Annotated in this window: 24 protein-coding genes and 1 tRNA gene; 22 read left to right on the top strand and 3 right to left on the bottom strand. The window is 63.4% G+C overall.

All coding sequences use genetic code 11. The annotated features are described in order from the left end of the window. The first annotated feature begins 36 nt into the window (after positions 1 to 36). The 12 genes from ACOCMH_RS31655 to ACOCMH_RS31600 all read left to right on the top strand — a co-directional run bounded on the left by ACOCMH_RS31655 (position 37) and on the right by ACOCMH_RS31600 (position 7939). Positions 37 to 660 (top strand): YchE family NAAT transporter, encoded by a 624-nt coding sequence (locus ACOCMH_RS31655; RefSeq protein WP_427311605.1) that lies wholly within the window; start codon positions 37 to 39, stop codon positions 658 to 660. Continuing rightward, complete coding sequence (hisH, locus tag ACOCMH_RS31650) at positions 657 to 1310, top strand: imidazole glycerol phosphate synthase subunit HisH (RefSeq protein WP_427311603.1); 654 nt, start codon at positions 657 to 659, stop codon at positions 1308 to 1310. Before ACOCMH_RS31655 ends, hisH begins: the two co-directional genes overlap by 4 nt. Before the next feature lie 157 nt (positions 1311 to 1467). After that, entirely contained in the window at positions 1468 to 2214 is a 747-nt protein-coding gene (gene hisA / locus ACOCMH_RS31645; RefSeq protein ID WP_427311601.1) for a 1-(5-phosphoribosyl)-5-[(5-phosphoribosylamino)methylideneamino]imidazole-4-carboxamide isomerase, read from the top strand. A gap of 70 nt (positions 2215 to 2284) precedes the next feature. Continuing rightward, positions 2285 to 3055, top strand: coding sequence for an imidazole glycerol phosphate synthase subunit HisF (gene hisF / locus ACOCMH_RS31640; protein ID WP_171516757.1), 771 nt, complete (start codon positions 2285 to 2287; stop codon positions 3053 to 3055). Positions 3056 to 3057: 2 nt separating this feature from the next. Beyond that, positions 3058 to 3462 (top strand): phosphoribosyl-AMP cyclohydrolase, encoded by a 405-nt coding sequence (gene hisI / locus ACOCMH_RS31635; RefSeq protein ID WP_427311599.1) that lies wholly within the window; start codon positions 3058 to 3060, stop codon positions 3460 to 3462. Next, positions 3459 to 3830 (top strand): phosphoribosyl-ATP diphosphatase, encoded by a 372-nt coding sequence (locus ACOCMH_RS31630; RefSeq protein ID WP_171516756.1) that lies wholly within the window; start codon positions 3459 to 3461, stop codon positions 3828 to 3830. Before hisI ends, ACOCMH_RS31630 begins: the two co-directional genes overlap by 4 nt. A gap of 62 nt (positions 3831 to 3892) precedes the next feature. After that, the gene (locus ACOCMH_RS31625; RefSeq protein WP_427311597.1) at positions 3893 to 4282 is read left to right on the top strand and encodes a DUF4870 family protein; all 390 of its coding nucleotides are present in this window, start codon (positions 3893 to 3895) and stop codon (positions 4280 to 4282) included. Positions 4283 to 4336: 54 nt separating this feature from the next. Beyond that, on the top strand, positions 4337 to 4693 hold the full coding sequence (locus tag ACOCMH_RS31620) for a histidine triad nucleotide-binding protein (protein ID WP_171516754.1): 357 nt from the start codon (positions 4337 to 4339) through the stop codon (positions 4691 to 4693). A gap of 147 nt (positions 4694 to 4840) precedes the next feature. Further along, positions 4841 to 5071 (top strand): Sec-independent protein translocase subunit TatA, encoded by a 231-nt coding sequence (gene tatA / locus ACOCMH_RS31615; protein ID WP_171516753.1) that lies wholly within the window; start codon positions 4841 to 4843, stop codon positions 5069 to 5071. 93 nt (positions 5072 to 5164) lie between these two features. Next, the gene (gene tatB, locus ACOCMH_RS31610) at positions 5165 to 5686 is read left to right on the top strand and encodes a Sec-independent protein translocase protein TatB (RefSeq protein WP_427311595.1); all 522 of its coding nucleotides are present in this window, start codon (positions 5165 to 5167) and stop codon (positions 5684 to 5686) included. Positions 5687 to 5810: 124 nt separating this feature from the next. Then, on the top strand, positions 5811 to 6617 hold the full coding sequence (gene tatC / locus ACOCMH_RS31605) for a twin-arginine translocase subunit TatC (protein WP_427311593.1): 807 nt from the start codon (positions 5811 to 5813) through the stop codon (positions 6615 to 6617). A 233-nt stretch (positions 6618 to 6850) separates the two neighbouring features. Further along, complete coding sequence (locus tag ACOCMH_RS31600; protein WP_427311591.1) at positions 6851 to 7939, top strand: porin; 1089 nt, start codon at positions 6851 to 6853, stop codon at positions 7937 to 7939. A gap of 416 nt (positions 7940 to 8355) precedes the next feature. Here the strand turns inward: ACOCMH_RS31600 and ACOCMH_RS31595 are convergent, their stop codons facing one another. Next, positions 8356 to 9549: a Do family serine endopeptidase gene (locus ACOCMH_RS31595; protein WP_171516749.1), complete on the bottom strand. Its 1194-nt coding sequence runs from the start codon at positions 9547 to 9549 to the stop codon at positions 8356 to 8358. 20 nt (positions 9550 to 9569) lie between these two features. On the opposite strand from ACOCMH_RS31595, the gene ACOCMH_RS31590 reads away from it, so the two are divergent. Further along, positions 9570 to 10316 carry a Nif3-like dinuclear metal center hexameric protein gene (locus tag ACOCMH_RS31590; protein ID WP_427311589.1) on the top strand — a complete coding sequence of 249 codons (747 nt, stop codon included), beginning with the start codon at positions 9570 to 9572 and terminating at the stop codon, positions 10314 to 10316. Positions 10317 to 10371: 55 nt separating this feature from the next. Here the strand turns inward: ACOCMH_RS31590 and mscL are convergent, their stop codons facing one another. Next, complete coding sequence (gene mscL / locus ACOCMH_RS31585) at positions 10372 to 10797, bottom strand: large conductance mechanosensitive channel protein MscL (protein WP_427311587.1); 426 nt, start codon at positions 10795 to 10797, stop codon at positions 10372 to 10374. 214 nt (positions 10798 to 11011) lie between these two features. Here mscL and petA point away from each other — a divergent pair, with 214 nt between their 5' ends. The 8 genes from petA (at position 11012) to ACOCMH_RS31545 (ending at position 17191) form a co-directional block, all read left to right on the top strand. Next, on the top strand, positions 11012 to 11629 hold the full coding sequence (gene petA / locus ACOCMH_RS31580; protein ID WP_171516747.1) for a ubiquinol-cytochrome c reductase iron-sulfur subunit: 618 nt from the start codon (positions 11012 to 11014) through the stop codon (positions 11627 to 11629). Positions 11630 to 11631: 2 nt separating this feature from the next. Beyond that, positions 11632 to 13035, top strand: a complete 1404-nt coding sequence (locus tag ACOCMH_RS31575; protein ID WP_171516746.1) for a cytochrome b — start codon at positions 11632 to 11634, stop codon at positions 13033 to 13035. 36 nt (positions 13036 to 13071) lie between these two features. Further along, positions 13072 to 13815: a cytochrome c1 gene (locus ACOCMH_RS31570; protein WP_427311585.1), complete on the top strand. Its 744-nt coding sequence runs from the start codon at positions 13072 to 13074 to the stop codon at positions 13813 to 13815. A gap of 217 nt (positions 13816 to 14032) precedes the next feature. Continuing rightward, complete coding sequence (locus tag ACOCMH_RS31565; protein ID WP_010812311.1) at positions 14033 to 14644, top strand: glutathione S-transferase N-terminal domain-containing protein; 612 nt, start codon at positions 14033 to 14035, stop codon at positions 14642 to 14644. Between the two features lie 58 nt (positions 14645 to 14702). Next, a complete protein-coding gene (locus ACOCMH_RS31560; RefSeq protein ID WP_427311583.1) occupies positions 14703 to 15191 on the top strand; it encodes a ClpXP protease specificity-enhancing factor in 489 nt (162 codons plus the stop codon). 52 nt (positions 15192 to 15243) lie between these two features. Continuing rightward, positions 15244 to 15319: transfer RNA gene (locus ACOCMH_RS31555), tRNA-Thr, on the top strand. Positions 15320 to 15573: 254 nt separating this feature from the next. Continuing rightward, positions 15574 to 16416 (top strand): sensor histidine kinase, encoded by an 843-nt coding sequence (locus tag ACOCMH_RS31550; protein ID WP_427313404.1) that lies wholly within the window; start codon positions 15574 to 15576, stop codon positions 16414 to 16416. A 13-nt stretch (positions 16417 to 16429) separates the two neighbouring features. Next, complete coding sequence (locus ACOCMH_RS31545; RefSeq protein ID WP_427311581.1) at positions 16430 to 17191, top strand: LytR/AlgR family response regulator transcription factor; 762 nt, start codon at positions 16430 to 16432, stop codon at positions 17189 to 17191. Between the two features lie 34 nt (positions 17192 to 17225). On the opposite strand, the gene ACOCMH_RS31540 is transcribed toward ACOCMH_RS31545, so the two are convergent. Then, positions 17226 to 17546 (bottom strand): 2TM domain-containing protein, encoded by a 321-nt coding sequence (locus ACOCMH_RS31540; RefSeq protein WP_427311580.1) that lies wholly within the window; start codon positions 17544 to 17546, stop codon positions 17226 to 17228. Positions 17547 to 17848: 302 nt separating this feature from the next. Between ACOCMH_RS31540 and ACOCMH_RS31535 the strand changes: the two genes are divergently transcribed. Beyond that, on the top strand, positions 17849 to 18583 hold the full coding sequence (locus ACOCMH_RS31535) for a FadR/GntR family transcriptional regulator (RefSeq protein ID WP_427311578.1): 735 nt from the start codon (positions 17849 to 17851) through the stop codon (positions 18581 to 18583). The last annotated feature ends 4 nt before the right edge of the window (positions 18584 to 18587 follow it).

The raw sequence follows: 18587 nt of genomic DNA, 5'->3' as shown, positions 1-18587 counted from the left end.
ACGAACCCGGCCAGCGACGCTGGCGAACCGCAACCAATGGATACGCTCAAGTCGTTTATTTCGCTGCTGGCGCTGATCAACCCGATCGGGGCGATCCCGTTCTTCATCAGCCTGACCACGCAGCAGACCGAAGCGGAAAAGCGGCATACCATCAAGATCGCGTCGGTCTCGGTGGCAATCGTGGTGGCGGTGTCGGCGTTGCTGGGGCAGCAGATCATCGAGTTCTTCAATATCTCCGTGGCATCGCTGCAGGTGGGCGGCGGGCTCATCATGATCATGATGGCCATGAACATGCTGAATGCGCAGACCAGCCGCACCAAGGCCACGCCGGAAGAAGAGGACGAGGCCGAGGCGCGCTCGAGCATCGCGGTGGTGCCGCTGGCGCTGCCGCTGCTGACCGGGCCGGGCTCGATCAGCACGGTGATCGTCTATGCGGGCAAGACCCAGCACTGGTACCAGTTGCTGATCCTGGTCGGCATCGGCGCGTTGCTGGGCTCGGTGGTGTACCTGGTATTCCGCGCGGCGGACCCGATCGCCCGGGTGATCGGGCGCACCGGCATCAATATCGGCACGCGCCTGATGGGCTTGATCCTGTCGGCGCTGGCCGTGGAATTCATCGTGGACGGGCTGAAGACATTGTTGCCTGTTTTGAAATCATGACTACCATAGCAATTGTGGATTACGGCATGGGCAACCTGCGCTCGGTGGCGCAGGCGCTGCGCGCCGCGGCGCCGGAAGCCGATGTGCGGGTCGTGGATGCGCCCGAAGGCATCCGCTCGGCGGACCGCGTGGTGCTGCCGGGACAGGGCGCCATGCCCGACTGCATGTCGGCGCTGGGCGCGTCCGGCCTGCAGCAGGCGGTAGTCGAGGCCGCCGCCAGCAAGCCGATGCTGGGCGTGTGCGTGGGCGAGCAGATGCTGTTCGAATTCAGCACCGAAAGCCGCGCCGGCGCGGACCGCACCCCGGCGCTGGCGCTGATGCCCGGCCAAGTAGTGCGCTTTGCGCTGGACGGCATGACGCAGCCGGATGGCTCGCGCTACAAAGTGCCGCAGATGGGCTGGAACCGGGTGCGCCAGGCCAGGCCGCACCCGCTGTGGGACGGTATCCCGGACGACAGCTGGTTCTATTTCGTCCACAGCTACTATGTGCAGGCGCAGGATCCGGCCCATGTCGCCGGCGAAACGGAATACGGAGTCGTGTTTACCAGCGCGGTAGCGCGCGATAATATTTTCGCCACGCAGTTCCACCCCGAGAAAAGCGCGGCCCTGGGCCTGCAGCTGTACCGGAACTTCGTCCACTGGAATCCCTGAAGCACAGGCTTGCCGATTCGCGATTCGCTTTTTTTACCGATGTCCGACCGCTGACCGACCCGGCACCTGACCCGTTTCCAATCGACTATCGACCCGACCTGACCGGCATGCGCCGGTCTCGCTCAATCTCACTCACTCAACCACGCTCGTCACGCATATGTTGCTCATTCCGGCCATCGACCTGAAGGACGGTCAGTGTGTACGCCTCAAACAAGGCGACATGGACCAGGCCACCGTCTTTTCCGAAGATCCCGCCGCCATGGCACGCCACTGGGTGGAGCAGGGCGCCCGCCGCCTGCACCTGGTGGACCTGAATGGCGCGTTCGTGGGCAAGCCCCGCAACGAGGAGGCCATCAAGGCCATCATCGCCGAGGTCGGCGACGAGATCCCGGTGCAGCTGGGCGGCGGCATCCGCGACCTGAACACCATCGAGCGCTGGCTGGACGACGGGCTTTCGTACGTCATCATCGGCACCGCGGCGGTGAAGAATCCCGGGTTCCTGAAGGACGCCTGTTCGGCTTTCGGCGGTCATATCATCGTCGGCCTCGATGCCAAGGATGGCAAGGTGGCCACCGACGGCTGGAGCAAGCTGACCGGCCACGAGGTGGCGGACCTGGCGCGCAAGTATGAAGACTACGGCGTCGAGGCCATCATCTACACCGACATCGGCCGCGACGGCATGCTGCAGGGGATCAATATCGACGCCACCGTCAAGCTGGCGCAATCGATGTCGATTCCGGTGATTGCCAGCGGCGGCCTGTCCAACCTGGCCGATATCGACAACCTCTGCGCGGTGGAAGGCGAGGGCGTGGAAGGCGTGATTTGCGGCCGCGCGATCTACTCGGGCGACCTCAACTTTGCCGCCGCACAGGCGCTGGCGGACAAGCTGCGCGACGGGCAATAAGGCAACGGCGCCGCGGGGCGCCGCCGCCTCGCCGCTGCCCGCATGGCAGCGGTGGCGGACAAGGAATCTCATGCTAGCCAAACGTATCATCCCCTGCCTGGACGTGACCAACGGGCGGGTGGTCAAGGGCGTCAACTTTGTCGAGCTGCGCGATGCGGGCGATCCCGTGGAAATCGCGCGCCGCTATGACGAGCAGGGCGCCGACGAAATCACATTTCTCGACATCACCGCGACCAGCGACGGGCGTGACCTGATGCTGCATATCATCGAGGACGTGGCCTCGCAGGTCTTTATCCCGCTGACGGTGGGCGGCGGTGTGCGCACCGTCGAAGACGTGCGGCGCCTGCTCAATGCCGGCGCTGACAAGATCAGCGTCAACTCGTCGGCGATTGCCAATCCGCAGCTGGTGTCGGATGCCACCGCGCGCTATGGCTCGCAATGCATCGTCGTGGCGATCGACGCCAAGCGCAGCTCCGCCCCGGGCGAAGCGCCGCGCTGGGAAGTCTTCACCCACGGCGGGCGCAAGGCGACCGGGCTAGACGCGGTGCAATGGGCGCGCGAGATGGCCACGCGGGGCGCCGGCGAGATCCTGCTGACCAGCATGGACCGCGACGGCACCCGGAGCGGCTTCGACCTGGAGCTGACCCGCGCGGTCAGCGATGCGGTGCCGGTGCCGGTGATCGCCTCGGGCGGCGTCGGCGGCCTGCAGGACCTGGCCGACGGCATCACCCAGGGCCGCGCCGACGCGGTGCTGGCCGCCAGCATCTTCCACTACGGCCAACACACCGTGGGCGAAGCCAAGGCATTCATGGCCCGCGAGGGCATTCCTGTGCGGATCTGACTATGCCGAAGAAGTGGCTCAACAAGGTGAAATGGGACGACAACGGCCTGGTGCCGGTGATCGTGCAGGAAGTCGGCTCGAACGACGTGCTGATGTTCGCGTTCATGAACCGCGAAGCGCTGCTGCGCACCGTGGAACTGGGCGAGGCCGTGTTCTGGTCGCGCTCGCGCAAGCGCCTGTGGCACAAGGGCGAAGAGTCGGGCCATGTGCAGAAGGTGCACGAGATCCGTCTGGACTGCGATGAAGACGTGGTGCTGCTGAAGGTGACGCAGGTCGACAGCATTGCCTGCCATACCGGACGTCATTCCTGCTTCTTCCAGAAGTTCGAGGGCGACGCGGACGCCGGCGACTGGCAGACCGTCGAGCCGGTGCTGAAGGACCCTGCCCAGATCTACTCCAAGCCATGAGCGACAACGCATTCAGCAGCAACGATGTCCTGGCGCGCCTGGCCGAAGTGCTGGAATCGCGCAAGCCCGCCAACGGCGGCGATCCCGACAAGTCTTATGTGGCGCGCCTGTTCAGCAAGGGCGACGACGCCATCCTGAAGAAGATTGGCGAGGAAGCCACCGAGACCGTGATGGCGGCCAAGGACGCCCGCGCCGCCGGCCAGAGCGGCGCCGCGGCCGGCAAGGTGGTCTATGAAGTGGCCGACCTCTGGTTCCACAGCATGGTCTTGCTGGCAAACTTCGGGCTGACGCCGGCCGACGTGGTCAACGAGCTGGCACGGCGCGAAGGGCTGTCCGGCCTGGAAGAAAAGGCCCGGCGCAAGGACTAGCCGGCACGCGTGCCGGCCGGTCTCCCGCCTGCCGCAAGGCAGGCTTCCAACCAAGGGCGATCATGGCGAACGACTACACCGGGCAAGTCACCACCCCCAGCGGCGAACAGCTGGGCAGCCTGCGCAAGCTGCTGCATATCCTTTATGCGCTGTATGCGATCTTCTGGCTCACCGGCGGCATTACCGCGCTGATCGCCATCGTGGTTGACTATGTCAAGCGCGATGACGCTCGCGGTTCGCTGTATGCCTCGCACTTCGCCTGGCAGATTCGCTCGTTCTGGTGGTCGGTGGCCTGGGGCGTGCTGGGCGGGGTGCTGTTCGCGACAGTTGTGCTGATGCCGCTGGCCTTCGCGGTCTGGGGCGTGCTGTCGCTGTGGATGCTGTATCGTATCGTCAAGGGCTGGCTGTATCTGAATGACAGCAAGCCCATGTACCCGGACCAGCAGTTCTGAGGCTCGGCTGCATCAGGGTCTCGCCGCGGCCGCGGCCGTCGCAATGAAATTTTCATGAACGCTCAGGATAATTGCATCTTCTGCAAGATCGTGGCCGGCGAGCTGCCGTCGAACAAAGTCTATGAAGACGACGACATGCTGGCTTTCCACGATATCCATCCCAAGGCCCCGGTACACTTGCTGGTCATTCCCAAATCGCATGTCGACTCGCTGGCCGATTGCGGCGCCGGCGAAGGAGAGGTGCTTGCTAGAATGATGCTGAAGGTGCCTGAACTGGCGCGCGCGGCCGGCTGTTCCAACGGCTTTCGGACGGTGATCAACACCGGCCCGGACGGCGGACAGGAGGTCTACCACCTGCATCTGCATGTGCTCGGTGGGCCGCGCCACACCTGGAAGGGACCGCTGCCCTGACCGGCAGCCTTGTATGGGAGGGGCCGCGGCGGCAACGCCCGCGGTCAGAAGCTGCGCCGGCAACCGTCGCCCGGCGCGGCCATCACGGGACGGAACAACGGGTCCGGGCATCAATGACTGTGCCCGCGGCTGCATCAGGAGCAAAAAATGGGTTCGTTTAGCATTTGGCACTGGCTGATCGTGCTGGTGATCGTCATGCTGGTGTTCGGCACCAAGAAGCTGCGCAATATCGGCCAGGACCTGGGCGGCGCGGTCAAGGGCTTCAAGGACGGCATGAAGGAAGGCGAGGACAAGAACGCCCAGCCAGCCGCGTCCAAGGAGCTGCGCGATTCCACCACCATCGATGTCGAAGCCAAGGAAAAGTCCCGCCAGCAATAAGGCGGTGATGTGCCTTCCCTTCCACGCAAACCTCGCAGCCGTGTGTCGTTGCGCGCCGCGCTTTTCCGCATGTTGTCCGCATGATGTGTCCGCATGATTGATCTCGGCATTTCCAAGCTGGCGCTGATCGGCGCCGTGGCACTGATCGTGATCGGTCCCGAACGGCTGCCCAAGGTTGCGCGCACGGTGGGCGCGCTGGTCGGCCGTGCGCAGCGCTATATCAACGACGTCAAGGCTGAAGTCAGCCGCGAGGTCGAACTGGAAGAACTGCGCAAGATGCGCACGGAATTCGAGGACGCCGCGCGCGATGTCGAGCGCACCATCCACAAGGAAGTCAGCGAGCAGAGCCAGGCGCTCAACGAAGCGCTCGGCGGCGCCGAAGCCAGCGCAGCCACCGGCGCCGGCGCCAGCAGCGACGCCAGCGGCGGCTTCGTGCCCAGCTGGGACGCGGCGCACAAGGCGCGCAACGGGCGCAAGAGCTGGCGCGTCAAGCAGGGCGCGCGTCCGCTATGGTTCAAGCGCCAGCACAATGTCCGCGTCTGGGTGCAGTCGGGCGCGGCGCGCGTCAAGCGGCACCGGCCGGCGACCCGGCAATCCCGTTCCTTCTTCGAGTGAGCATGGCGCGCTGCGAACTCATGCCGGCCGCCGTGGCCGCTGTCGTTGTGTCCGCCTTCCCGCGCCGCCACATTGCGGTTAAATCGATCCACTTGCCAGCCCTTGCGGCTGAGCGGTTCACGCCATGAGCGACACCCGGTCCTCCGATCCCCAAGACCCGCAAGACGAGTCGCAGCAGGAAACCTTCATCTCCCACCTGATCGAGCTGCGCCAGCGCCTGGTCAAGGCGGTGGCCGGCATCATGCTGGTCTTCGTCTCGCTGGTCTACTGGGCGCCGGTCATCTTCAATCTCTTTTCCGCGCCGCTGATGGAATCGCTGCCCAAGGGCGGCAAGATGATCGTCACGGATGTGACCGGCTCGTTCTTCGTGCCGATGAAGGTGACCTTGCTGGTGGCGTTCCTGATCGCGCTGCCGTGGGTGCTGTACCAGGTCTGGCAGTTCGTCGCGCCTGGCCTGTACCAGCATGAGAAGCGCCTGATCCTGCCGCTGGTGTCGAGCAGTTATTTCCTGTTTCTGTGCGGCGTGGCGTTCGCGTATTTTCTGGTGTTCCCCACGGTGTTCCATTTCATGGCCCACTACAACGCGCCGCTGGGGGCCGAGATGTCCACCGACATCGATAAATACCTCAGCTTCGCCATGACGACGTTCCTGGCCTTCGGCATTACCTTCGAAGTGCCGGTGGTGGTGATCGTGCTGGTGCGCTTCGGCGTGGTGGAGCTGGAAAAGCTCAAGCAGATCCGCCCCTATGTCATCGTCGGGGCCTTCATCATTGCGGCTATCGTTACACCGCCTGACGTGCTGTCGCAGTTGCTGCTGGCGGTACCTCTCATCGTTCTCTATGAACTTGGCCTGGTGCTGGCCCGTTTTATCGGCCGCCCGGTAGCCGAAGACGCCACTTCAGCAGAAACACAGCCAGACGAATCGCGCTGAAGCAGGGTTATTTCCTCCGTGTTGCACCGCTTTGCACCAAAACTGGGATTTTTGCCCGCATTCCTGTTGCTCCCCGACAACAAAAACCGCCGGTAAGCATGGTTTACGCCGAAAAAGCCTTCTGACGGCCGGGGGGGCTGGCACATAATACGCAGCAGACGTGAATGTAAATGCGTCGCCCAAGCACTTGGGCAACCAAGATTTCCCAATCAGTTGACAAGGAAAGTGTCGATATGAAGATGAAACTGTTTGCTGCTGCCGTCGCCGCTCTGGCCGCTGGCGGCGCTTATGCCCAATCGAGCGTAACCCTGTACGGTGTTGCTGACGTCGGCCTCGAGTACAACAGCAACTCGGGCGTCAATGGTGACAACCTGTTCCGCATGTCGTCGGGCAACCAATCCGGTTCGCGCTGGGGCCTGCGTGGCGTCGAAGATCTGGGCGGCGGCCTGAAGGGCGTTTTCGTCCTGGAAAGCGGTTTTGATCTCGACAACGGTACGTCGGCCCAAGGTGGTCGTCTGTTCGGTCGTCAAGCCTATGTCGGTCTGCAAAGCCAGTTCGGCTCGCTGCTGCTGGGCCGTCAGCAAACGTCGTTCTACGACTTTGGCCTGCTCTATGACCCGATGGCCATCTCGTCGCGCTACGGCATCCTGGCTCAGGACGCTGCGTTTGCTTCGCGCGCTGACAACACCGTCAAGTACATCGGCACCTTCGGTGGCCTGACCGCTTCGGCGTTCTACAGCTTCAACAACAACGGCCAGGAAGCTGCCGGCGCATTCCGCCGCGGCCAAGAGTACGGCGCCCTGCTGAGCTACGCAGCCGGCCCGCTGTCGATCGGCGCTGCCTACGACGAAACGCACGGCACCACCGTTGGCACGCCTGCTGTTGACGCAAGCGGCCAACGCATCCGCCGCGCTACCGTTGGCGCCAACTACGCCTTCGGCCCGGCCAAGGTGTACGCTGGTTACCGTTGGGCCAAGGCCGCTGACGGCGCCGTCCTGCCGGGCGTGAGCCCGCTGGTGGCCAACAGCACCTCCAACCTGTACTGGCTGGGTCTGGGTTACCAGCTGACCCCGGCGTTCTCGCTGTCGGGCGCTGCTTACTACCAAGACTTCCGCAAGACGGACGCCGATCCGTGGCAATTCGTGATCACGGCCGACTACGCGCTGTCGAAGCGTACCGACGTGTACACCTCGCTGTCGTACGCTCTGAACGACAACGGCTCGACCCTGGGCGTGAACGGCTTCAACTCGCAAGTTGCGGGCAGCGTTCAGCCGGGCAAGGACCAGTTCGGTGCTGTGATCGGCCTGCGCCACAAGTTCTAATCTAGCGCGGGTGCAAGCCCGCTTTAGATTGGCTTGAAAAACGCCGGCATCCGCAAGGATGCCGGCGTTTTCTTTTGTGCTTCAAGGCAGTGGAAGTGGGCGGGAAAGGACGGGTACGCCTGCATGAGGCGACCACGCCACCGTTTTCGCCTCCATCGCCATACCATCCAGATTTCGCCAAGGCGCCGGCATGCCACAGGATGGCGCCCGCTGAAAGGTTTCGCGCCCGGTCGCGCCATCGTGAAGCTGGCATGGGCTCGCGCCCGCTGGCGCCGGACGGCGTCGCACCCCATGGCTGGCGAAGCGACGTCCGCCTGCGCCAGGGCTGCGGGTAGGCGCTGTCACAGAGGCATTGCGACACAAAAAAACCCGCCATCGCTGGCGGGTTTGCTGGTCCGGGTACTGGCTTGCCGGCCTTACTCTTCCTCTTCGAACGGCAGCGACCGGCGCGGCGGCGGTGGCCGTTTGCCGATGGTGACCGTCAGGTCGGTCGGTTTGCCGCGTCGGATCACCGTCATCTTGATGTCCACGCCGGGCTTGAGCTGCGCAATGGCATTGAGAAGGGCCGTAGTGTCCGTGATCGACAAGCCATTCACCTTGGTCAGCACATCGCCGGGCCGCACGCCCGCCTTGTCGGCCGGGCCGCCCTGGACTACGGCGGCGATCAGTGCGCCTTCCTTCGCATCAAGCCCGAAGGATTCGGCAATCTCGGGCGTCATATCTTGCGGCTCGACGCCGATCCAGCCGCGCGTCACGCTGCCGGTCGAGATGATCGACTCCATCACCTGCTTGGCCGTCGATACCGGAATGGCAAAGCCGATTCCCAGCGAGCCGCCCGAGCGCGAATAGATCGCCGTATTGATGCCGAGCAGGTTGCCCTGCGCATCCACCAGGGCGCCGCCCGAGTTGCCGGGGTTGATCGCGGCATCGGTCTGGATAAAGTTCTCGAACGTGTTGATACCCAGGTGACTGCGCCCCAGCGCCGACACAATGCCCATGGTCACGGTCTGGCCCACGCCGAACGGGTTGCCGATGGCCAGCACCACATCACCCACCTTCACATTCTCGAGCCGGCCCAGCGTGATCGCGGGCAGGTCCTTGAGCGTCACCTTGAGCACGGCCAGATCGGTTTCCGGGTCGGACCCGACCACCTTGGCATTGGCCTTGCGGCCGTCGGTCAGCGCGATCTCGATCTCGTCGGCGCCGTCGACCACGTGGTGGTTGGTTAGAATGTAACCCTCGGCACTGACAATGACGCCCGACCCCAGGCTGGAGACCGGCTCCTGCCGCTCGGGCAGGCGGTCCCCGAAGAAGAAGCGGAACCACGGATCCTCGGCCTGCGGGTTGGGTGAGCGCTTGTTGCCGTTCTTGCTGGTAAAGATGTTGACCACCGCCGGCATGGCAAGCTGGGCGGCTTCACTGTATGACCCTTCGGCCGCAGGGCCGGACACATTGGGCACGACCTCCTTGAGCGCCACGATGGGCGAACCGGATTGGACCGCGACGCGCCCCCTCTGCAGCCATTCAGGCTTGAGCGTTGCCACGACGAACCAGACCGCCAGCACGACGGTGACAGCCTGGGCAAAGAACAGCCAAAAGCGCCGCAACATATTGGAGTTTTGAGCAGAAAATGAAAACAAAAGAGCTTGAATTGTACTTGAACGACCTGCTGGAAGTTTCCCGCTACAAGGACTATTGTCCCAATGGGCTGCAAGTGCAAGGTCGCTCGGAGATCACTCACGTGGTGACCGGCGTGACGGCGAGCCTGGCGCTGGTCGATGCCGCGGTCGAGGCCGGCGCCGACGCCATCCTCGTGCATCACGGCTATTTCTGGAAAAACGAAGATGCGCGCGTGGTGGGACAAAAACATGCGCGCCTGAAGCGCCTGCTCGGGGCGGACGTCAATCTGTTCGCCTACCATCTGCCGCTGGACAATCACCCCGAGTTCGGCAACAACGCCCAGCTTGGCTTGCAGCTCGGCTTTACGCCCACCGGCCGCTTCAGCGACGACCAGCTGGGCTGGACCGGTACGCTGCCGGCGCCGATGCCACTTGCCGCGCTAGCGGCGCATGTCGGCGGCGTACTCGGGCGCGAACCGCTGGCGATCGGCGCGCCGAATCAGATGATCCGCACCGTCGGCTGGTGCACGGGCGGTGCGCAAGGGTATTTCGACGCCGCGGTTGCCGCGGGTGTCGATGCTTATCTGAGCGGCGAAGTCTCGGAGCAGACCACGCATCTTGCGCGCGAGAGCGGCGTGGCGTACCTGGCAGCCGGCCATCATGCGACCGAGCGCTATGGCATTCGCTCGCTGGGCGAGCATGTGGCCGAACGCTTCGGCCTGCGCCATACCTTTATTGATATTCCGAATCCGGTCTGATCTGACAAAAAACAAATCGGCCCCAGCGGGGCCGTTTTATCGTTCGGCATTCGGATCAGCGGGTCTTCAGGCTGTCGCGGATTTCACGCAGCAGCACCACTTCCTCGGGCGGAGCGGCGGGCGGCGGCGCCGGTTCTTCGGCGCGCATCCGGTTGAAGGCACGCACCATCAGAAAGATGATGAAGGCCAGGATGATGAAGTTGACGACGATGGTCAGGAAATTGCCATAGGCAAACACCGGCACGCCGGCCTTCTTCAAGGCATCGAGCGTCAGCGGCGTACCGGGAGGGGGATCCGCCAGAGCGATAAACATGCTGGAGAAATCCAGCTTGCCGACAACACGGCCCACCAACGGCATGATCAGATCGTTGACCACCGAATCCACAATCTTGCCGAAGGCCGCGCCAATGATCACACCGACAGCGAGGTCGATGACGTTGCCGCGTACGGCGAAGGTCCTGAATTCCGAGATCATGCCCATGGGGGGTTCTCCTTCTTGTGGCTATGGACGAACGGCTTCAAGCTGAAAGCCTGCCGCATCACTCACCGGAAATCAAGCGTGGAGGCGGATTTCCGGGATGCATGACCGATAATCGCGCGAGGCCGTGGCATTTTCTGCCTATCTAGTGCGCAGGTGTCTAAGGTACACTTTATGGTTGACGCAAAATCTAAATTGACTTCCCCTGGGGTTTGGAATGAGTGACCAGCAAGACGTGAAGAGCGTGGATAAAGGTCGCCGCAATTGGTTGATCGCGACATCCGTCGCTGGCGGCGTCGGAGGCGTAGCGGTAGCGGTTCCTTTCGTCAGTACCTTTGCACCATCGGAGAAGGCCAAGGCCGCCGGTGCCCCAGTCGAGGCGGATATCGGCGCCCTGAAACCGGGCGAGATGATGACCGTCGAGTGGCGCGGCAAGCCGGTCTGGATCATGCGGCGCACGGAGGAGCAACTGGCGTCGCTGAAGAAGACGGACGGCGAAGTGGCCGATCCGAATTCCGAAGTTCCGTTCACGATGAAGACGCCGGAGTACTGCAAGAACGAAACCCGTTCGCGTCCGGAACACAAGGATGTGCTGGTCGTGGTGGGCATTTGCTCCCACCTCGGCTGTTCCCCGTCGGGCCCCTTCGGCCCCGGTGCCAATCCGCAGCTCGGCACTGATCCCGGTTTCCTTTGCCCCTGCCACGGATCGACCTTCGACCTTGCCGGGCGCGTATTCAAGAACAAGCCGGCTCCGCAGAATCTCGATGTTCCCCCCTACCAGTTCCTGTCCGACAGCAAGATCGTGATCGGCAAGGACGAGAAAGGAGAAGCCTGATCATGGCGGCCGAAAAACAAGTCAAGACGACCGGCCTGCTGGGCTGGATCGACGCCCGCTTTCCCGCCACGCAGCTGTGGGAAGACCACCTGTCCCGCTACTACGCGCCGAAGAACTTCAACTTCTGGTATTTCTTCGGTTCGCTGGCGCTGCTGGTGCTGGTGATCCAGATTGTCACCGGCATCTTCCTGGTGATGAACTACAAGCCGGACGGCACGCTGAACGCCGCCGGCATTCCCGTGGCCTTTGCCAGCGTGGAATACATCATGCGCGAAGTCCCGTGGGGCTGGCTGGTGCGCTACATGCACTCGACCGGCGCCTCGGCCTTCTTTGTCGTGGTCTACCTGCATATGTTCCGCGGTCTGCTGTACGGTTCGTACCGCAAGCCGCGCGAGCTGGTCTGGATCTTCGGCTGCCTGATCTTCCTGTGCCTGATGGCCGAAGCCTTCATGGGCTACCTGCTGCCATGGGGCCAGATGTCGTACTGGGGCGCGCAGGTCATCGTGAACCTGTTCTCGGCCATTCCGGTGATCGGCCAGGACCTGTCGCTGTTCATCCGCGGTGACTACGTGGTGAGCGACGCGACGCTGAACCGCTTCTTCTCGTTCCACGTCATTGCCGTGCCGCTGGTGCTGCTGGGCCTGGTGGTCGCGCACATCATCGCGCTGCACGAAGTGGGCTCGAACAACCCGGACGGCGTCGAGATCAAGGCCAAGAAGGACGAGAATGGCATCCCGCTGGATGGCATCCCGTTCCACCCGTACTACTCGGTGCACGACCTGCTGGGCGTTGGCGGCTTCCTGATCATCTTCTCGGCCGTGATCTTCTTCTTCCCGGAAGTGGGCGGCTATTTCCTCGAAGCCAACAACTACTTCCCGGCGGATCCGCTGAAGACGCCGCCGCACATTGCGCCGGTCTGGTACTTCACGCCGTTCTACTCGATGCTGCGCGCCACCACGTCGAACTTCCTGCCGATCCTGTGGGTGTTCTTCGCGCTGCTGCTTGGCATGGTGTTCCTGCGCAGCAAGGATGTGCGCGTGAAGATCGGCGCCGTCGCTATCGCGGTGATCCTGGCCGTGGGCTTCTACTTCATCGACGCCAAGTTCTGGGGCGTGCTGGTGATGGGCGGCTCGGTGGTGATCCTGTTCTTCCTGCCGTGGCTCGACTGCTCGCCGGTCAAGTCCATCCGCTATCGTCCCGCTTTCCACAAGACCATCCTGATCGTCTTCGTGGTGGTGTTCCTGGTGCTCGGCTATCTCGGCGTGCAACCGCCGTCGCCGGTGGGTGAGAAGGTGTCGCAGCTCGGTACGCTGCTGTACTTCGCTTTCTTCCTGACCATGCCGCTGTGGAGCCGTGTCGGCGAGTTCAAGCCGGTCCCGGAGCGTGTCACGTTCCACCCGCACTGAGCGAAGCGAACCCCGACAAGAGCACAAGGACACAAGATGAAAAAGCTGCTTTCGATCCTCGCGCTGGCCGGCGCCTGCATTGCCGGCGCGCCCGCCATGGCATCAGAGGGGGGCTTCCCCCTCGAGCCGGCACCGGTGAACACCGCCGACCTGTCGTCGCTGCAGCGCGGCGCCAAGGTGTTCGTCAATTACTGCCTGAACTGCCACGGCGCATCGATGATGCGCTACAACCGGCTCAAGGACATCGGCCTGACTGATGACCAGATCCGCGAGAACCTGCTGTTCTCCGCGGACAAGGTGGGCGAGACCATGACCATCGCCATGCAGCCGAAGGAAGCCAAGGCCTTCTTCGGCGCGCAGCCGCCGGACCTGTCGGTGATCGCCCGCGCCCGCGGCGATGACTGGCTCTACACCTACCTGCGTACGTTCTATCGTGACGACAGCCGCGCCACCGGCTGGAACAACCTGGTGTTCCCAAGCGTCGGCATGCCGCACGTGCTGTGGGAACTGCAGGGCCAGCGCGCCGCCAAGTTCACGGAAGTGGAAGAGCACGGCGAGAAGGTGCACAAGTTCGCCGGCTTTGAGCAACTGAGCCCCGGCAAGCTGAGCAAGGTGGAGTACGACCAGATGACTGCCGACCTCGTCAGCTTCCTGGACTGGATGGGCGAGCCCGCGCAGAACCACCGCAAGCGCCTGGGCGTTTGGGTGCTGATGTTCCTGGGCTTGTTCACCGTGTTCGCCTGGCGCCTGAACGCGGCGTACTGGAAAGACGTGAAGTAAGTTGTATCGGGGGCTGGTTCAGGCCCTGCTCAAGCCAAGCCAGGGGCGGTCGCTGCGAAAAGCAGCGCCGCCCCTGGCTTTTTTAGCGGTGACAGTTTGGAAGACCGCATCAAAAAGTGTTCCATTTGCCACTTATTTGCTTTTCGATAGCCGACTTTGGCAGAATGGCAGACCTTACTGTCCGACCCTGTTCCGGCTAAGCCCAAGGAATCCAACCATGATGGTGTTGTATTCGGGTACGACTTGCCCGTTTTCCCAACGTTGCCGCCTTGTCCTGTTCGAAAAGGGCATGGATTTTGAAATCCGCGACGTCGACCTGTTCAACAAGCCCGAAGATATTTCGGTGATGAACCCGTACGGCCAGGTGCCCATCCTGGTCGAGCGCGACCTCATCCTGTATGAGTCGAACATCATCAACGAATACATCGATGAGCGTTTCCCGCACCCGCAGCTGATGCCGGCCGACCCGGTGCAGCGCGCACGCGCCCGCCTGTTCCTGTTCAACTTCGAAAAGGAACTGTTCACCCACGTCTACACGCTGGAGAACGAAAAGGGCAAGGCCGCGGAAAAGAACCACGAACGCGCGCGCGCCGCGATCCGCGACCGCCTGACGCAGCTGGCGCCGATCTTCGTCAAGAACAAGTACATGCTGGGCGAAGAGTTCTCGATGCTCGACGTCGCCATCGCACCGCTGCTGTGGCGCCTGGACCACTACGGCATCGAGCTGTCGAAGAACGCCGCGCCGCTGCTGAAGTATGCTGAACGCATTTTCAGCCGTCCCGCGTACATCGAAGCGCTCACCCCGTCCGAAAAGGTGATGCGCCGCTAAGCGGCACCGGCCCGACGGCATCCGCCCTCGGGCCATCCGCGGCGCCATTGGAAGCACAATGCCTGAAACCTCCACCAAGCCCTACCTGATCCGCGCCATCTACGAATGGTGCACGGACAACGGCTTCACGCCGTACATCGCCGTCTTCGTCGACGCCAACACCAACGTGCCGCGCGAGTTCGTCAAGAACAACGAGATCGTGCTCAACGTCAGCTTCGACGCCACCAGCGGCCTTGACATGGGCAACGAGTGGATCACCTTCAGCGCACGCTTCGGCGGTGTCTCGCGCAAGATCGATGTGCCGGTCGAGAACGTGCTGGCCATCTACGCCCGCGAGAACGGGCAGGGCATGGCCTTCCCGGTCGAACGCAGCCTGCCGGAAACGCAGGCCGCCACCGAGCGCGAAAACAACCCGCCGCCCAAACTCGCCCCGGTGGAAGCCGAAACCCCGGCGACCACCAGCGACACCGGCCCCGGCGACGACGACACGCCGCCCCCGGTGCCCCGCATCGGCAGCAAGAAGCCTGCACTGAAAGTGGTGAAGTAAGCCATCCCAAAGCCGACCGCAATGCAGTAGAATCGCGGTCTGCACCAGACATGCCGGCTTAGCTCATCAGGTAGAGCAGTTGATTTGTAATCATCAGGTGGCGGGTTCGAGTCCTGCAGCCGGCACCATATAAAGAACGGGCCACGCAACGATGCGTGGCCCGTTTGCTTTGGTAGCGGCCGCTCAGCGTGGCGTGGTTCGCGGCCGATTTCGGCAATTCGCGCCGTCGTTCCGGCGGTTCCCGCCAAGGCCATATCTGCGCCTGGGTACGCGGTGGTAATCTCGCTGCATCCTGGCTCCCCGCCCACCCGTGCCTTTCCCCAACTCCCGCCTCTGGCGCTCCGCCCCCGAGCAACGTGCCTACGAAGAAGCCCGCCACCGCGTGCGCGCGTTGCGTTTCTTCTATTTGCACGCCTTGGTGTACGTAGTGGTGAACGCCATGCTGATCGGCTTCCACCTGACGGGGTCATCGCATCGCCCCTGGGCGGGTGGCCCGCTGATGGGCTGGGGCATCGGCCTTGCGGTGCACGGCATCATGACGTGGAGCCGCGTTGGCCTGCTCGGGCGGCGCTGGGAAGAGCGCAAGATTGCCGAGTACATGGCGCAGGAACAGGTGCGCACGCTGTCGACTGAGAAGCAGCTGGTCGAGGCCCGCATGAAGCTGCTGCAGGCCCAGATCGAACCACACTTCCTGTTCAACACGCTGGCCAACGTGGTCAGCCTGATCGAGCCGGCGCCGCAGAAAGCCACGATGATGCTGGAGCATTTCATCGCCTATCTGCGTGCGTCGCTTGCGGCCAGCCGCGCTACGCAAGGCACGGTGGCGCAGGAGGCGAAGCTGCTGCGCGATTATCTGGCGCTGATCCGCATCCGCATGGGTGAGCGGCTGCATTACTCGGTCGATGTCGACCCGGAACTGGAAGCGATGCCGCTGGCGCCGATGCTGCTGCAGCCGGTGGTCGAGAATGCGATCAAGCATGGCCTGGAGCCGAAGATCGAAGGCGGGCGCTTGCTGGTGCGGCTGGAGCGGCGCGGCGCGCGCATGCTGGCGACGGTCGAGGACGATGGCATGGGGTTTCGGCCCTCGGCCGGCGCCGGTGTCGGGCTTTCGAACCTGCGCGAACGACTGGCCGTGCTGTATGACGGCGACGCCCACGTCAGGATAGAAGAGCGCTCGCCCGGCACCGCCGTACTGATCGATCTTCCGCTGCCGCCTGCATCCTGAACCGGAGACGCTGATGACGCCCACCGCCCTGATTGCCGACGATGAAGAGCACCTGCGTGCGTACCTGCGAGGCAAGCTGCAGCGCCTGTGGCCGGAGCTGCAGATCGTTGCCGAGGTGACCAACGGCATCGAAGCCGCCGACGCCATCGCACGCTTGTCGCCGAGCGTTGCCTTCCTCGATATCAAGATGCCCGGACTGTCGGGGCTGGAAGTAGCGCAGGGCGTGGAAACCGATACACGGCTGGTGTTCGTCACGGCCTATGACGAATTTGCGCTCGATGCGTTCGAGCGCGCCGCAGTGGACTACCTGGTCAAGCCGGTCAGCGAGGAACGCCTGGGCCGCACCATCGAGCGATTGCGCAAGGCGTTGCAGGAAGCGGCACCGCTGCCCGAACTGGCGCAGTTGCTGAACCAGCTGACGCGCGCCCAGCCGCGCGCGGACGGAGGCGGCCAGCTGCGCTGGGTCCGCGCCAGCCGCGGCAATACCACCAGCCACGTGCCGATCCAGGAGGTGATGTATTTCCAGAGCGACGACAAGTACGTGGTGGTGCATACCCGGGATGGCGAGCACCTGATCCGCACGCCGCTGGCAGAGCTGATTGCCGGTCTCGATGCCGAGGTGTTCTGGCAGATCCACCGCTCATCCATCGTCAATATGGAATACGTGGCCGGCACGCGGCGGGACGAGTCGGGCCGGCTCTTTGTCAGGATGCGTGACAGCGATGCCGAACTGCCGGTATCGCGCGCCTACATGCATCGGTTCCGGCAGATGTAAGCCTGGCCGGCACCGCGCGACGCCAGCCAGGGAATCAGTGCCGATCCATGAATTCCTGGATCTTGCGCTGTTCCCAGTCGCGACCGCGGCGCGACAGCCGCGTCCAGACCAGCAACCCGTGTACGGTCAGTCCCAGGCCCCAGGCCAGCGTGGTGGTCAGTGGCCAGGGCCAGCCCGTGGTGGCGTAATGCGACCAGGACGGCGAGGGAAAGTAGAAGAAGCGGAACCACAGCCATGCATTGACCACGGCGTAGACCAGCAGGTGGATATACCAGCCGCGCAGCGCGCGCACCATGCGGCGCGCGCGCCAGTAGGCCATGGCGTTGGGGTCGTTGGGCGGGAAGGCGTGGTGCATGGGATACCTCGGCATGAAAAATGGTTGGCTTGCGTCAGGTATAGGCCAGTACCAGGCGCCGCTCCAGGCCCATGGGCCGAATCGACAGATTTGGTTCGCCATTGCGCAAGCGCACTGCGCCAATGTCGGCCGCTTCGGGAGCGCCTTGCCATGCCTGCTTAAGCGAAAACGCGATTTCACATTGGCGTCGGGAATACCCGGATAGGAATAGCCGGCTCCTTGGTCATAATCATGATAATTATGATCATAAATAGAGAGCAATGGATTCCAGGCCTACGCAGCCGATAGAAGGCAGCAGACGCGTGAAGCGTTCGGACCAGGTGGTCAGTGATATCAAGCGCTGGATCGTGCAGACGCACCAGAAGGTCGGAGACAAGCTGCCGCAGGAAGCGGCCCTGATCGAGCAGATGGGCGTGGCACGCGGTACGGTGCGCGAGGCGCTGGCCTCGTTGCAGGCGCAAGGGCTGGTCAAGGTCAGTACGGGACCGAACGGCGGCGCCACGCTGATGCAGCCGCCGTATGAGCGATGCCTGGAGGCGGTCTCCAACTTCCTGTACTTCCAGTCAGTCGACATTGTCACGTTGTACGCATTGCGCCGCGCCGTGGAACCGGAACTGGCGGCCAACGTCGCGTTGCGCCTGACCGATGCCGACATCGCCGATCTGGACGCGCTGGTTGGACTGAGCCACCCGCAACATGGCGGCAGCGCTGAATGGAACGAGCGGCGGGAGGCCGACCTGCTGTTTCACGACCGCCTGGCTGACGCCTGCAGCAGCCCGATGCTGGCGCTGTTCTGCCGCCTGCTCAATGACATCATCCGCCGCGTCATCGTGGTACGGAACGCGCAAGACGATTTCAGCGAGTTCGATGAAGAGATCTTCCACAGCCACCACGCGCTGATCGAAGCCTTCCGCTCGCGGGATCCCGAACGCGCACGCGCCCTGATGCAAGAGCACATGAAGCATGCGGAATCCCTGGCCCTGGAGGCCGAGTCCCGGGTGGACCGCGGGAGCTTGCTGATGCGCCCGGGCGACTGACTCT

Source organism: Cupriavidus sp. H39 (assembly GCF_050271075.1).
Lineage (GTDB): Bacteria > Pseudomonadota > Gammaproteobacteria > Burkholderiales > Burkholderiaceae > Cupriavidus > Cupriavidus necator_B.
This window is presented reverse-complemented; position numbering and strand designations above follow the sequence as displayed.